Consider the following 12,554-nt stretch of genomic DNA (forward strand, 5'->3'; position numbering starts at 1 on the left):
CGCATTCTTCAGTCACGTTCCTGTGATGATGAGCCACATCCGTAACAAATGCGATGATCTCCCACTGAGGGAATGAGCGGTAGGTTGACGGTAAATGGATGACAGCTTCTCCATAGCTAAGAGCCATCACAGAATAATGATACTTCTGCTTTCGGGCAGCTCGGTGTGAACCACGGAGAGGTGAGAACCCTATGGATTCGGTACGCTGCCGGACGGCTGAAAGATTTCCCACACGAAAACTGAGTTTTCGTTTTCCGGGGGTGTCGGGGACAAGTACGGAAAAGTCTATAACTATAAATCACAGCATTTATGCTGTTTGAGATAGTAGGGTGGGCTGTGCGAGCAGCCCACTGTTACATATACGGATAGAGAGGAGAAATCTAAATTGGCAACACGAGGCAAAAAAGAGAAAGAGTATCCGCCTATGCCCGCAAACTGGATGTACAAGCGCGGGGATGTCTACATGATGGATCTGAATCCTTACAGCGGTTCCGAGCAAGGTGGCGTCCGACCTGCCATTGTTGTCCAGAACGATGACGGTAATTTTTATTCCAATGTTCTTCTGGTCGTTCCGCTGACAACACAGATCAAAAAACGAAATATGCCGACTCACTTTATTCTGCATAATCATTTTTTGAGTGCGCCATCTATGGCAATCTGCGAAAGCCCACGGCCAGCAGATAAATCCAGAGTATTAAGCTACCTTGGGCACCTGTCCAAATATGAAATGCGGCAGGTGTCCGTGTGTCTGCAATATAGCTTTGGCTTTATCGGTTATAAAACATTCCGAAATTATCTCTCTGCTCCTCCGCAGGAAGATGTAATCGCTGCTGCAAAAGAACTTCTCTCCCAGCAGTTTCAAAATCTTCGGGTGCTGAACAGTCAGCCCCCTGCTCTCGCCAAGCACACAAAAGGCGATCTACATAGCATTGAGCAAATATCGGAAGAGATGCTTTCCACATCAGCAGAATCTTCTGTTGAATTCATGGTCGCAGAACTGGACGATGCGCTCCAATCGCTTATGTTCCGCTGGAATATCTGCTATGAGCGGTATTCCAGCTGCCGCCTATCCGATAACGAAAAGAAGAAAATCGGTTCAATTATCCAATCCGGAATTGATTTTCTGCAAAAGAAAAAGGAGGTTCCTTTATGAATGCAGTTGTAAAACCGTACCACGAAATGTGCCTGAACAGCAGTGAGTTAATCGTTCCGCGCGATACTTACCAGCGTGCTCTCCACCCTGCCCGCGTTGCTCGTATTGCCAGAGAATTTGACGAGCGTGTTGCCAATGAACCGAAGATCAGCTTCCGGGATGGTCACTATTATGTGATGGATGGGCAAAACACCATCGCCGCCCGGAAGTTCCTGAACGGCGGCGAGGATTTGCAGATTCGCTGCAAAGTTTATTTTGGCATGACCGAGCGGGAAGAAGCCCTCCTGTTTGCGCAGCAGACAGGCATTTCCGAGCGGCTGAGTGCTGGGCAGAAACTCCGCGCCCTGATCTTTGCAGGAGAGCCTGCCGCCATTGCTTTTCAGCAGGCCACCGAACTGGCTGGTGTCCATCTTTCCTTTGAAGAAGGTCGTGGCAAACGGCGGATCAGCTGCATTGCAACCGCCTACCATGAGTTCATCCGGCTGGGGCCGGAACTGTATATCGAAGCACTCGATGTTTTGCTGAACGCTTGGAACGGCGAACCTGACTCCATGAGTTCCGCAAACCTGCTCGGCATCTGCCGCTTTGTAGAACTGTATCACTCCGAATATAACAAAGGCCGCTTGATTGCCAAACTGCGGCAGGTCGATGCATTCACGATTTTTCGCCTTGCTCGAACCGCAGGCGTAAGCCTTCCCGGCAAGACGAAGTACCTTCAGCAGGTCTATACTATTTATAATGGTGGAAGCCGCCGGGCCGCACTGCCGCTCAAGTTTTAACTCAATGTATAATCAAAGAGGTTTTATCCGATGAATAATTGTGAAGAAAAAATGCCTACTGCATCTTCCACCCTCACGCCCGTAGTACAGGATATCCGCTGTTACACGATTGAAGATCTGATGGCAATGCTGATTTTAAGCCGCCCCACCGTCTGTCGTCTGCTGAAGCAGAATGAATTCCGCTGGTTCAAAGTCGGTGGTGCCTATCGTATCTCCAAAACCAGCTTCGATGCGTGGCTGAACGATGGCATTATCGAACCCAATCCTGCTGTTTGACATCCTCAACATTTCAAGCGAAATCTGCTATTCTTTAGCCGGGACGAGAAATCCCGGCTAAGTTTTTACATAGATGGAGGTGTCCTTCATGGATGATGTGCAGAATATTTCGGCTCCCTTATACGGAAAAGCCGAACCTGCCACCGCTAAAACAACCATGTCGGTTCGTGAGATGCAGCATCTTCTCGGTCTCGGCAAAACGGATAGTTATTGGCTGCTTCATAAGAATTTCTTTGAAGTCATTCTGATAAACGAAAAAATGCGTATCGTTATTTCCAGTTTTGAAAAATGGTACGCCAATCAGGTCAAATACCATAAGGTCAATGGTCCTCCACCGGGCGAGGAACTTTGCAAGCGGTCATATTCTATTTTGGAAGTTGCTGAAATATTAAAGGTAAACTCTGACACTGTCTATACACTCATCCGTCAGGGAAAGTTGAAAGCAGAAACGGTAGACTTCTGGATGCGGATTCCGAAAGAGGAATTTGAGCGTTGGTATCGGTCACAAAACCGCCACCGCACTGCGGCTGATCGAGAGCGTGACCGGGAGATTGAAGCACAAACCATCTCCATCCCAGAAATGGCAAAACTGCTCGGTATTCCAAGAGAAAAGGTCTACTGGATTCTCGACTGTAAAAAATACCGAGACTGTTTCGTTATTGAGCGCGTGGCCGACAGGCGGCGCATTACCAAAACAAGTTTTGAAATATGGCTCAACAGCCAATCTACATATCGACTCCAAGAACCGGTCATGGAAGCGCATGAAGAACCACCGCTGGAACTGAAATGCCCTAAAAGCGAAAAGTATTATAGTTTTCAGGAGATTCAGGATTTCTATGGTGTCAGCCGCACCACGCTTGTAACATGGATTCGTGAGGAAGGAATCCCCACAATTGATGTAGGGCGGGCAAAACGCGTCCGAAAAGATGTATTCGATGATGTTCTGAAATCCAAACGTAAAGTGGAAGGAGATACATAATGGCCAGCATTATCAAGCGCAACAATAATTTCTGTGTTGTCTATTCCTATAAGGATGCAAATGGCACCCCCAAGCAGAAGTGGGAAACCTTCACCGATCTTTCGGATGCCAAAAATCGCAAGAAAGAGGTCGAATACAAGGAATCAGTTGGAACCTTTGTAGTTCCGCAGTGCAAAACCCTTAACGACCTGCTTCCTGAATATGTTGCCCTCTATGGAAAAAGCAAATGGGCACTTTCAACCTATCAGGCAAACACTGCACTGATTGCCAATTACATAACTCCGCTCATCGGCTCGATGAAGTTGCAGGATATCACCACCCGCGTGATCGAGGGGTATTATCAGCGGTTGCTCAAATATGAGGCTGCTGACCCTATGTGTGGGAAGCGGAAGCACCAGTTTGTTTCCCCCAGTACAGTCCGTTCGGTTCATAAGATTCTGCGGAGTGCCTTTGAGCAGGCTGTAAAATGGGAACTCATGGAAAAGAATCCCTGCATTTACGCTACCCTGCCCAAGTACACTTCCAAGAAACGTGATATCTGGACAGCCGAAACGCTGTTCCGTGCTTTGAAAGTTTGTGATGATCCGAAGCTGCGGCTGTGCATCAACCTCTCGTTCTCTTGCTCCCTGCGTTTGGGCGAGCTGCTCGGTCTGACTTGGGATTGTGTGGATATCTCCCCCGAAAGCATTGATGCGGGACGCGCATCCATTTACATAAACAAAGAACTTCAGCGTGTGGATGTTGCTTCACTGAACGCCTTGGAAAACAAAAATGTCATCACTCGTTTTCCCTCACTGAGTTCCCGCTGTACCACGGTTCAGGTTCTGAAAAGCCCTAAAACGGATAGCAGTATCCGAACCATCTTCCTGCCCAAAACGGTTGCTGAAATGCTCGTTGAATTCAAAGCAGAGCAGGATATGACAAAGGAAGCACTGGGTGCAGAATATACCGACTACAATCTTGTGGTTGCCGGCCCATTGGGAATGCCAACCGAGCAGTCTACCATCAACGGTGCATTGAAGCGGTTGATTGAGAAAAACAATCTCCCCAAAGTGGTCTTTCATAGCTTCCGACACTCCAGTATTACATACAAACTCAAACTGAACGGCGGTGATATCAAAGCTGTTCAGGGTGACTCCGGCCATGCACAGGCTTCGATGGTCACAGAGCAGTATGCACATATCTTGGATGATGATCGGCGTCTGAATGCACAGCGTTTTGATGATTTCTTCTACCGGCATCAGGGCGCAGAGCCTGAAATGCCCCATCAAACAGCGCAGCCCATCCCTGAAAACAGCGCGGTTGATGCAGATGCGGCAGCAGCACTTACCAAATTGCTGGCCAACCCCTCTATGGCCGAACTCATCAAAAATCTTGCAAAGAACTTATAAGCCCCTATACATAAACAGCGACAGCTTTCCGATTGGGAAAACTGCCGCTGTTTGTTTTTAAGAATATCTTGGCTGAATTAAGATCAGGCGGGTCTCTTTGTATCCAGTGCCTTTACTTCTTCAACAGGAAGCTGAACCGACCGAGCAATTTCTTCATAGGTCATTTTTCCAACTTCTAGCAAAGATTTTGCAATTTCAATCGACTGCTCATGCTTTGTCTCTTCTCTCACTTCTTCAAATGCTCTGCACATCGTTGCCACTCCCTTACTTAAAGTAAGAATACCATAAGCCCCTTCCTTTTACAAGACAATGCGCATTTCCATTCGCACTGTTACATAGACCAGAGTTTTCTCGCAGAAAGCTCTGATCTTTTTCTATTGAAAACATTTGTCCATCACACCAGCTACGGCTGTATGGTCTGGTTCACGAATGCTATACAAGCAAATATCCGTAGGGAAACGTACACCTCCCAGCTAATGAAAGGTGAGCGTTGTACAATAGAGCGGCCACTTTTCGTTAGCTCAGCTAATTTCCAGCTAATAAACATCTGTTTACACAGAATAAAAAAGGTTCGATTCTATTTGCATACATTGACATCCCAACAAAAAATTCATTGATATAGAGTAGAATATATTACCCTATTTTGCAATGGGTTTACAGATGCACGGTCTACTCCTAAGCGAAACGCCCCCGGTTCGAACCCGGGTAGGGACATCCTTTTAAGAAATGCGAAGGTCATTTTTCCATGTGAAAGACGATCTTCGCATTTTTCATTTTGAACCTATCACCAAAATTAGCCAGCTAATGCCATTAGCAGAATTTTCAGCTCCAGCTAATAAAATCGGCTTTCCAGCTAATAAAGCCTCATAAAGCGCCTTTTGAACCCTGTTTTCTGGCTCTCTGCTAAGATTGGTAAACGCTTTCCTGTAAATCCATGTAAATACAAGATAATCTGTGTGAATCTATTTTCCACCTTTCTGCTGGAAGCCGTGCAAAACACTTTTCTCCATACATAGCGCGTTCACTCGCTGTTCTCTCGGAACAGAAAGAGGAACGCGCTTTTTTGTTTTCGGGCCGAACTTCCCGAATCCACCAAAGGAGGGTTTACCGATGAAAAAAGTTCTGACCGTCACGATGGACGGTATCCGCTACCATGCTTCCCGCCCGGCAGATTGCCGGCACTGCTTCTTCTGGAAGAATCGAAAGAAGGGCTGCGTTCTCGGCAAAGAGAACTGCTACTACCTGATCGAGCCGCCCAAAGGCCCCAGCAAGTGCGAAGGGTGCCCCTACAAGCGGGCAAAGCCCTGTGTGCTGGTTCCCTGCTACAAAGACCTGATGGCACCGCTGGAGAAACGAGGTGATGCCAAGTGAGCCACAAGCGAAACGAAGCTCTGCGCCATGTTCAGCACTCCATGCACCATGTGATCGCCGCTGGCGAAGGTTCCGACCGTGCCCCGGACAGTTGCAAGCTGTGCCCGTACTATCGACCCGATTTCAAGTTCCGCACCTGCCTGTATGCCCACTGCCCTTATAAGAAGCAGGTCAATGTATTCCGTTCCACACCTGAAAAATGGGATATTCTCTATGCCCGAAAAAAAGCCGACAAGAACCGCAGACCTTGATTACTTCTATGGGCAGTCCAGCGAGCTGTTCTCCTTCTACCGGATTCCCAAGCTGTTGTTTCAGGATAGCCGCTTCCAACCGCTTTCCACAGATGCCAAAACGCTGTACGGTATCCTGCTCGACCGCATGAGCCTTTCAGCCCGGAATGGTTGGTTGGACAAAGCTGGGCGGGTGTTCATCATCTATACTGTGCAGGAGGTGCAGGATTCACTGGGCTGTGCCGATAAAAAGGCGACCAAGCTGCTGCGAGAACTGGAAGAGTACGGCCTGATCGAACGCAAACGAAGGGGGCTGGGCAAGCCCGATCTCATCTATGTGAAGAATTTTTCGTCAGAATCGTCAAAACTACGCTTTCTGAATCGTGATAATGACGATTCTGGAGTCGTCCAGAATACGCTTCAAGACCCGGCCAAACTACGATGTAATAAGACTAAAGAGAATGATACTGAAATGAGTGAGACTGATCCCTTCTATTCTGAAGAATCGGATGAGATGAGCAAACGCACCCAACTGGAAGATTTTTTTTCTCAGTCTTTAGAGGTGGAACTTCTGCTCCGGCTTTGCCCGGATGATGAGGATACCATCTATCAAATCGTGAATTTGCTGGTGGATACCTGCGCTACCAACCGCAAACTGCTGCGCATTGCCGGGGACGATAAGCCCGCCGAGGTGGTACGCAGCCGCTTTATGAAGCTGAACGCTGACCATATCCGCTTTGTGCTGAAGTGCCTTGCAGAGAACAGCAGCCCGATCCGTAACATGAAACAATATCTGCTCGCTTCTCTGTACAACGCATCCACCACCATGCAGCTTTCCTACCAAAACCAAACAAACCACGACTTAGCGAATCGGAGGTGACGAGAATTTCAAAGAAAGCAACCACGATTGCCATCGTCAACCAGAAAGGCGGCACTGGCAAGACCACTACTTGCGAAAATCTGGGCATTGGGCTGGCGATGGAGGGCAAGAAAGTCCTGTTGGTAGACGCTGACCCGCAGGGCAGCTTGACCATTAGCATGGGCTGGCAGCAGCCCGATGAACTGCCTGTTACGCTTTCTACCCTGATGGCAAAAGCCATGAACGACCAGTGCATCCAGCTCGGTGAGGGCGTTCTGCACCATGCAGAGGGTGTTGACCTGATCCCTGCTAACATCGAACTGGCAGGGCTGGAAGTGGCCCTCGTAAACAGCATGAACCGGGAAAAGATGCTCAAACAGGTGCTGGAAGGGGCGAAGCACGAGTACGATTTTATCCTGTTAGACTGCACCCCTTCCCTTGGGATGCTGACCGTGAATGCATTGGCAGCGGCAGACACCACCCTGATTCCCGTGCAGGCGCAGTATCTTTCCGCAAAAGGTCTGGAACAGCTTTTGCAGACCGTCCAAAAAGTCCGGCGGCAGATCAACCCGAAACTGAAAATCGAGGGCATCCTGCTGACTATGACAGATAGCCGCACCAACTATGGGCAGCAGATCGACAATTTGATTCGAGGTGCCTACGGCAGCAAGATCAAGGTGTTCGACCAGACCATTCCCCGGTCTGTCCGTGCTGCGGAAATCAGTGCAGTGGGCAAAAGCATTTTCCAGCACGACCCCAAAGGCAAGGTGGCAGAAGCCTATAAATCTCTGACCGAGGAGGTGATGGCGAATGCCGAAAAACAGCTTAAACGTGTCGCTGAAAGGGGCAGATGACATTTTCTCCACCGAGGAATCCCGGCAGGAACAGCAGCGGGAGCAGGTGCAGCAGATCCCCATCGGAGAGCTGTTCCCTTTCAAGAACCACCCCTTTAAGGTTTTGGATGATGAATCCATGCAGCGCACGGTGGAAAGCGTGGAACAGTACGGCGTGCTGTCTCCGCTGATCGCCCGCCCTCGCCCGGAAGGGGGCTATGAAATCATCTCCGGGCACCGCCGTCAGCACGCTGCACAGCTTGCTGGGCTGGACACCCTGCCGGTTATTGTCCGTCAAATGGACGAGGATGCCGCAGTTTTGCTCATGGTGGACAGCAATCTCCAACGTGAGAATATCCTACCCAGCGAAAGGGCTTTTGCCTACAAAATGAAGCTGGAAGCCCTAAAAAATCAAGGTGCTAGGTCAGATTTAACTTCGGCCCAAATTGGGCCGAAGTTGACAGCAGCCGAAAAGGTGGCAGAGGAAGCCAGTGATACCAAGTCGCAGGTCAAGCGATTTATCCGCCTGACCAACCTTGTCCCGGAACTGCTGGACATGGTGGACGAAAAGAAAATTGCTTTTAATCCCGCTGTGGAGTTGTCCTATCTGGACGAAAGCCAACAGCGGGATTTTTTAGAAGCGATGAACGACACCCAGAATGCACCGTCCCTTTCCCAAGCGCAGCGGCTTAAAAAGCTGGCGCAGGAAGGGCACTTCTCGTATGACGTTGCCTTTGCCGTTATGGGCGAAGAAAAAAAGGACGAGCTGGACAAGGTGGTCATCAAAAACGACACCCTGCGGAAATATTTCCCGCGCAGCTACACCCCGAAACAGATGGAGGACACCATCATCAAGCTGCTGGAACAGTGGCAGCGCAAACAGCAGCGGCAGAATGAACGCTAACACACATTTTGAATGTAAGACCCAACCGGGTCTTTCTTTTTTGCAAAAATTAGGAGAAAAAGCACTATGAACACTACCATTGATCTCAAGACCGCAAAGACCATCGAAGCCATGAACCAGAAGATCAACCACATGGACAATGCTGTGACCGACTTCTTCAACAAGATGAGCGATGTGCTGGAGCGGCAGCTCGGCGATGATGAAGTTTACGCCGCCGTGATTGCCCCGGAGATTGAACTGACCATTACTCCACTGGCGAACGTTCGCAGTTATCTGCCCTGCTTCGATGAAGCAGATTCCTGCTACAGCATCAGCGACGATGTGCCGCTGGCTCTCTGTTACGACCCTCGTCAGGTCATCACACTGGCTGGCAAGCGGTATCTGTCCGGTGCCGTTGTCTTTGTTCGCTACGATACCAATGGCAGCTTTGTTGCCCTTACCACCAGTGACCTGTATCTGATCCAGTGCTATCTGGGCGAGAACAGCGTCCCTCTGATGGCTGGCCGCGAGAAGATGGTCTGCATCTGCATTGACTGAGAGGTGCAGCATGGATACCGAAATGACCCGCTATGAGAGTTTCGCAGAAGTCACGGAGGACTTTTACTGTTCCGCCGTTGATGTTTTGAAGATTCTGGTTCTCCGTCTGCACGACTACCATGCTCGTTGCTTCCATTCTCTGCGGGATGCTCTGTACGACTATTTTTCTACCGATGCCGCACCGCATACTCATGCCAATGTTTCCACTAAGCATACCGTCACCGCGTCTAGCACTCCTCGTCCTCCCTGAGAGGATTCTTCTCACAGTTCAGTCAATGTAGGAGGTTTGCTATGAATTTTATTTATTCGTTTATCATTTTTGAAGCTGGTGCCTTTTTCGGCTTCTTTGTGGCAGCTCTGTTGAATGCCGCGCGTGCTGGGCAGGAAATCACTATCAAATTCGAGGAGGAAGATAATGGAACAGACCGAGAACACCTTGTCGGTGCTGAAAATTGCGCCGGGGCAGTATCCGCAGCAGGTCGAGATCGATAACGACCTGAAAGCATTACAGCAGGCTGTCGGCGGCTCCATCGGCGCAAGCTACCCTTTTGAAGATCCGGTTGCCATCGTTTATAACGATGACGGCAAGCTTATGGGTCTGCCGCTGAACCGGGCTTTATGGGACGAGGACGGGCTGATGTACGATGTTATTGCCGGAACCTTTCTGGTGGTAGGTCTGGGCGAGGAAGATTTTGTATCGCTCTCCCCGGAGCTGGCGCAGAAGTATGAAGAAGAATTCCATCAACCCGAAGCCTTTCTCCCTCTAGGGCGTCGCCTGATGGTCATTCCGGTTTCGGATGAATCAGTTCAGAGTGATGCAGAAAAGGCTGTGAGTAAGCCCCCGGTGGAACATGACCGTTAAGGCGATTTTCTGCACAGGAGGTGGTAACGATGCAGGAAGAAATCGAGCATAAGACGGTCAACCTTGCCATCTCGACCACAAAACTGTCTGCCCGCACCCTGCTGCGTGGGATGCAGTTTCTGCTGCGGCAGTACGACAAGCACGCTTCGCAGGGCAAGCAGTCCATGAAGCGGCTAGTGCGACAGAACCGTGGCGTGACCAATGTGGAGATCCAGAAAACCGGCATCAAGGATTTTGACCGCTATGCTAAGCGGTATCACATCGACTACGCCATCCAGAAAGACCTGTCCTGCACGCCGCCCCGGTATCTGATCTACTTCAAGGCACAGGACACAGACGCCTTGAGCGCAGCGTTCAAGGAATATTCGGCATCGGTGCTGGATAAAACCAAGCGTCCTTCCGTGCTGGCAAAGCTGCACGATCTGGCGCAGTCCGTTGCAAACCTGCCGGACAAAGTGCGGCACAAGCAGGAGGAGCGCGGGCTATGAGCAAAAAGAAACTTTCCAAGCTGCTGGCGCTCTATCTGCCCTATGTGGTGATTGGCTTGCTGGCAACCAATCTGGGCGAGGCATGGCGGCTGGCTGTGGGCAAGGAACTGGGCGATAAAATCGTATCGCTGATGGATACGCTCCCGGCTGCATTTTCAAATCCGCTGCCCAGCCTGCACCCAATTGACTTGTTCATTGGTCTGTGCTGCGGCGCTGGAATGCGGCTGGCGGTATACCTGAAAGGCAAAAACGCCAAGAAGTACCGTCACGGCATGGAGTACGGCTCCGCCCGGTGGGGCACTCCGAAGGATATAGAGCCATTTATGGCTCCAAAGTTCGAGGACAATATCATCCTGACCAAAACAGAACGGCTGATGATGTCCAACCGCCCACCTGATCCGAAGAATGCTCGGAACAAAAACGTGCTGGTAGTCGGCGGCTCCGGCAGCGGCAAAACCCGGTTTTGGCTCAAGCCCAACCTTTTACAATGTCACAGTTCCTATGTGGTCACCGATCCGAAAGGCAGTATCGTAGTCGAGTGCGGCAATGCCCTGTTACAAAAGGGCTACAAGCTAAAGATTTTCAACACCATCAACTTTTCCAAGAGTATGCGCTATAACCCCATGGCGTACATCCACAGTGAAAAGGACATTCTGAAGCTCGTCACCGCACTGATGACCAACACCAAAGGTGAGGGTCAAGGTGGCGACCCTTTCTGGGACAAGGCTGAACGGCTTTTGCTGGTTTCACTGATTGCGTACCTCCACTACGAAGCCCCTGTCGAGGAGCAAAACTTCGCAACATTGCTGGAAATGCTAAACACTATGCAGGTGTCTGAGGACGATGAAACTTATCAGAATCCCGTTGACCTACTGTTTGAGGATCTGGGTAAGAAGAAGCCAAAATCCTTTGCCGTGCGGCAGTACAAACTTTATAAGCTAGCTGCCGGCAAAACGGCCAAGTCGATCCTTATTTCCTGCGGTGCCCGGCTCGCACCCTTCGACATTCAGGAAGTCCGGGATGCCACCATGTACGATGAGCTGGAACTGGACAAGCTGGGCGACCGGAAAACGGCGCTGTTCCTTATCATGAGCGATACGGACAGCACCTTTAACTTTCTGATCTCCATGATCTACACCCAGCTTTTCAACATGCTGTGCGACAAAGCCGATGATGTGTACGGCGGTAAGTTACCCATCCATGTGCGGTGCCTCATTGATGAGTGTGCCAACATTGGTCAAATTCCGCAGCTAGAAAAGCTGGTAGCCACCATCCGCAGCCGTGAGATCTCGGCGTGTCTGGTCTTGCAGACCCGCAGCCAGCTGAAAGCAATCTACAAGGATAACGCCGACACCATTGTCGGCAATATGGATTCGCAGATCTTCCTCGGCGGCAGCGAGCCTACCACCCTGAAAGATCTTGCCGAAGCACTCGGCAAGGAAACCATCGACAGCTACAACAATTCCGATACCCGTGGCAATAGCCCAAGCTATGGAACCAACTATCAAAAACTCGGCCACGAACTTATGAGCAGGGATGAACTGGCGGTGCTGGATGGCGGCAAGTGCATCCTGCAACTGCGGGGTGTGCGCCCGTTTTTGAGCGACAAGTACGACCTGACCCAGCACCCGAACTACAAGTACACCTCCGATTATGACCCCAAGAACGCCCTCGATATCGAGAAGTTCTTGAACCGAAAAGAAAAAATCCACCCGGATGATACCTTCATCATGGTGGATGCTGATTCACTCCCGCCCGCCTGATAAGACGAGCGGTTATTTTTTACCCATTGACCCAACAGGTACACCGGAGAATCAACCTTCGCCGTGGTTTTCGGCTTTTGCAAACGGATTTCAGGTGTGTGCAGGGTCGCTTTTTCAAAACAAAGGAGA

At 50.1% G+C, this 12,554-nt stretch carries 17 protein-coding genes; 16 read left to right on the forward strand and 1 reads right to left on the reverse strand.

The window, feature by feature from the left end; translation table 11 throughout:
- Positions 1-385 precede the first annotated feature (385 nt).
- From ACNSPV_RS14065 to ACNSPV_RS14085, 5 genes are all read left to right on the forward strand, one after another.
- A complete protein-coding gene (locus ACNSPV_RS14065; RefSeq protein ID WP_243130347.1) occupies positions 386-1,153 on the forward strand; it encodes a type II toxin-antitoxin system PemK/MazF family toxin in 768 nt (255 codons plus the stop codon).
- Positions 1,150-1,932 carry a DUF6551 family protein gene (locus ACNSPV_RS14070; RefSeq protein WP_149794814.1) on the forward strand — a complete coding sequence of 261 codons (783 nt, stop codon included), beginning with the start codon at positions 1,150-1,152 and terminating at the stop codon, positions 1,930-1,932. The genes ACNSPV_RS14065 and ACNSPV_RS14070 overlap by 4 nt, the downstream gene beginning before the upstream one ends.
- Before the next feature lie 30 nt (positions 1,933-1,962).
- Positions 1,963-2,208 carry a helix-turn-helix domain-containing protein gene (locus ACNSPV_RS14075; RefSeq protein ID WP_149794813.1) on the forward strand — a complete coding sequence of 82 codons (246 nt, stop codon included), beginning with the start codon at positions 1,963-1,965 and terminating at the stop codon, positions 2,206-2,208.
- Between the two features lie 88 nt (positions 2,209-2,296).
- A complete protein-coding gene (locus ACNSPV_RS14080; RefSeq protein WP_149794812.1) occupies positions 2,297-3,187 on the forward strand; it encodes a helix-turn-helix domain-containing protein in 891 nt (296 codons plus the stop codon).
- On the forward strand, positions 3,187-4,578 hold the full coding sequence (locus ACNSPV_RS14085; RefSeq protein WP_156071463.1) for a tyrosine-type recombinase/integrase: 1,392 nt from the start codon (positions 3,187-3,189) through the stop codon (positions 4,576-4,578). Before ACNSPV_RS14080 ends, ACNSPV_RS14085 begins: the two co-directional genes overlap by 1 nt.
- Positions 4,579-4,661: 83 nt before the next feature.
- Here ACNSPV_RS14085 and ACNSPV_RS14090 read toward each other — a convergent pair whose 3' ends face one another.
- The gene (locus tag ACNSPV_RS14090) at positions 4,662-4,829 is read right to left on the reverse strand and encodes a hypothetical protein (RefSeq protein WP_188117541.1); all 168 of its coding nucleotides are present in this window, start codon (positions 4,827-4,829) and stop codon (positions 4,662-4,664) included.
- An 859-nt stretch (positions 4,830-5,688) separates the two neighbouring features.
- Between ACNSPV_RS14090 and ACNSPV_RS14095 the strand changes: the two genes are divergently transcribed.
- The 11 genes from ACNSPV_RS14095 to ACNSPV_RS14145 all read left to right on the forward strand — a co-directional run bounded on the left by ACNSPV_RS14095 (position 5,689) and on the right by ACNSPV_RS14145 (position 12,425).
- Positions 5,689-5,949 (forward strand): hypothetical protein, encoded by a 261-nt coding sequence (locus tag ACNSPV_RS14095; RefSeq protein WP_005945283.1) that lies wholly within the window; start codon positions 5,689-5,691, stop codon positions 5,947-5,949.
- A complete protein-coding gene (locus tag ACNSPV_RS14100) occupies positions 5,946-6,200 on the forward strand; it encodes a hypothetical protein (protein ID WP_005924919.1) in 255 nt (84 codons plus the stop codon). Before ACNSPV_RS14095 ends, ACNSPV_RS14100 begins: the two co-directional genes overlap by 4 nt.
- The gene (locus ACNSPV_RS14105) at positions 6,163-7,059 is read left to right on the forward strand and encodes a DUF6017 domain-containing protein (protein ID WP_348585090.1); all 897 of its coding nucleotides are present in this window, start codon (positions 6,163-6,165) and stop codon (positions 7,057-7,059) included. Before ACNSPV_RS14100 ends, ACNSPV_RS14105 begins: the two co-directional genes overlap by 38 nt.
- A complete protein-coding gene (locus ACNSPV_RS14110) occupies positions 7,056-7,892 on the forward strand; it encodes a ParA family protein (protein ID WP_348585089.1) in 837 nt (278 codons plus the stop codon). The genes ACNSPV_RS14105 and ACNSPV_RS14110 overlap by 4 nt, the downstream gene beginning before the upstream one ends.
- Positions 7,849-8,775 carry a ParB/RepB/Spo0J family partition protein gene (locus ACNSPV_RS14115; RefSeq protein WP_348585088.1) on the forward strand — a complete coding sequence of 309 codons (927 nt, stop codon included), beginning with the start codon at positions 7,849-7,851 and terminating at the stop codon, positions 8,773-8,775. Before ACNSPV_RS14110 ends, ACNSPV_RS14115 begins: the two co-directional genes overlap by 44 nt.
- 66 nt (positions 8,776-8,841) lie before the next feature.
- Positions 8,842-9,312, forward strand: a complete 471-nt coding sequence (locus tag ACNSPV_RS14120) for a hypothetical protein (protein WP_097792872.1) — start codon at positions 8,842-8,844, stop codon at positions 9,310-9,312.
- A gap of 10 nt (positions 9,313-9,322) precedes the next feature.
- Positions 9,323-9,562 (forward strand): hypothetical protein, encoded by a 240-nt coding sequence (locus tag ACNSPV_RS14125; RefSeq protein ID WP_005945268.1) that lies wholly within the window; start codon positions 9,323-9,325, stop codon positions 9,560-9,562.
- A 41-nt stretch (positions 9,563-9,603) separates the two neighbouring features.
- Positions 9,604-9,804 carry a hypothetical protein gene (locus tag ACNSPV_RS14130; protein WP_082210873.1) on the forward strand — a complete coding sequence of 67 codons (201 nt, stop codon included), beginning with the start codon at positions 9,604-9,606 and terminating at the stop codon, positions 9,802-9,804.
- Positions 9,728-10,174 (forward strand): DUF3846 domain-containing protein, encoded by a 447-nt coding sequence (locus ACNSPV_RS14135; protein ID WP_005945265.1) that lies wholly within the window; start codon positions 9,728-9,730, stop codon positions 10,172-10,174. Before ACNSPV_RS14130 ends, ACNSPV_RS14135 begins: the two co-directional genes overlap by 77 nt.
- A gap of 29 nt (positions 10,175-10,203) precedes the next feature.
- Entirely contained in the window at positions 10,204-10,662 is a 459-nt protein-coding gene (locus ACNSPV_RS14140) for a PcfB family protein (protein WP_097782594.1), read from the forward strand.
- Complete coding sequence (locus ACNSPV_RS14145) at positions 10,659-12,425, forward strand: VirD4-like conjugal transfer protein, CD1115 family (protein ID WP_348585087.1); 1,767 nt, start codon at positions 10,659-10,661, stop codon at positions 12,423-12,425. Before ACNSPV_RS14140 ends, ACNSPV_RS14145 begins: the two co-directional genes overlap by 4 nt.
- Positions 12,426-12,554 lie beyond the last annotated feature (129 nt).

The sequence above is a fragment of the Faecalibacterium sp. 3 genome (genome assembly GCF_048323735.1).
In the GTDB taxonomy this organism is placed as follows: domain Bacteria; phylum Bacillota; class Clostridia; order Oscillospirales; family Ruminococcaceae; genus Faecalibacterium; species Faecalibacterium wellingii.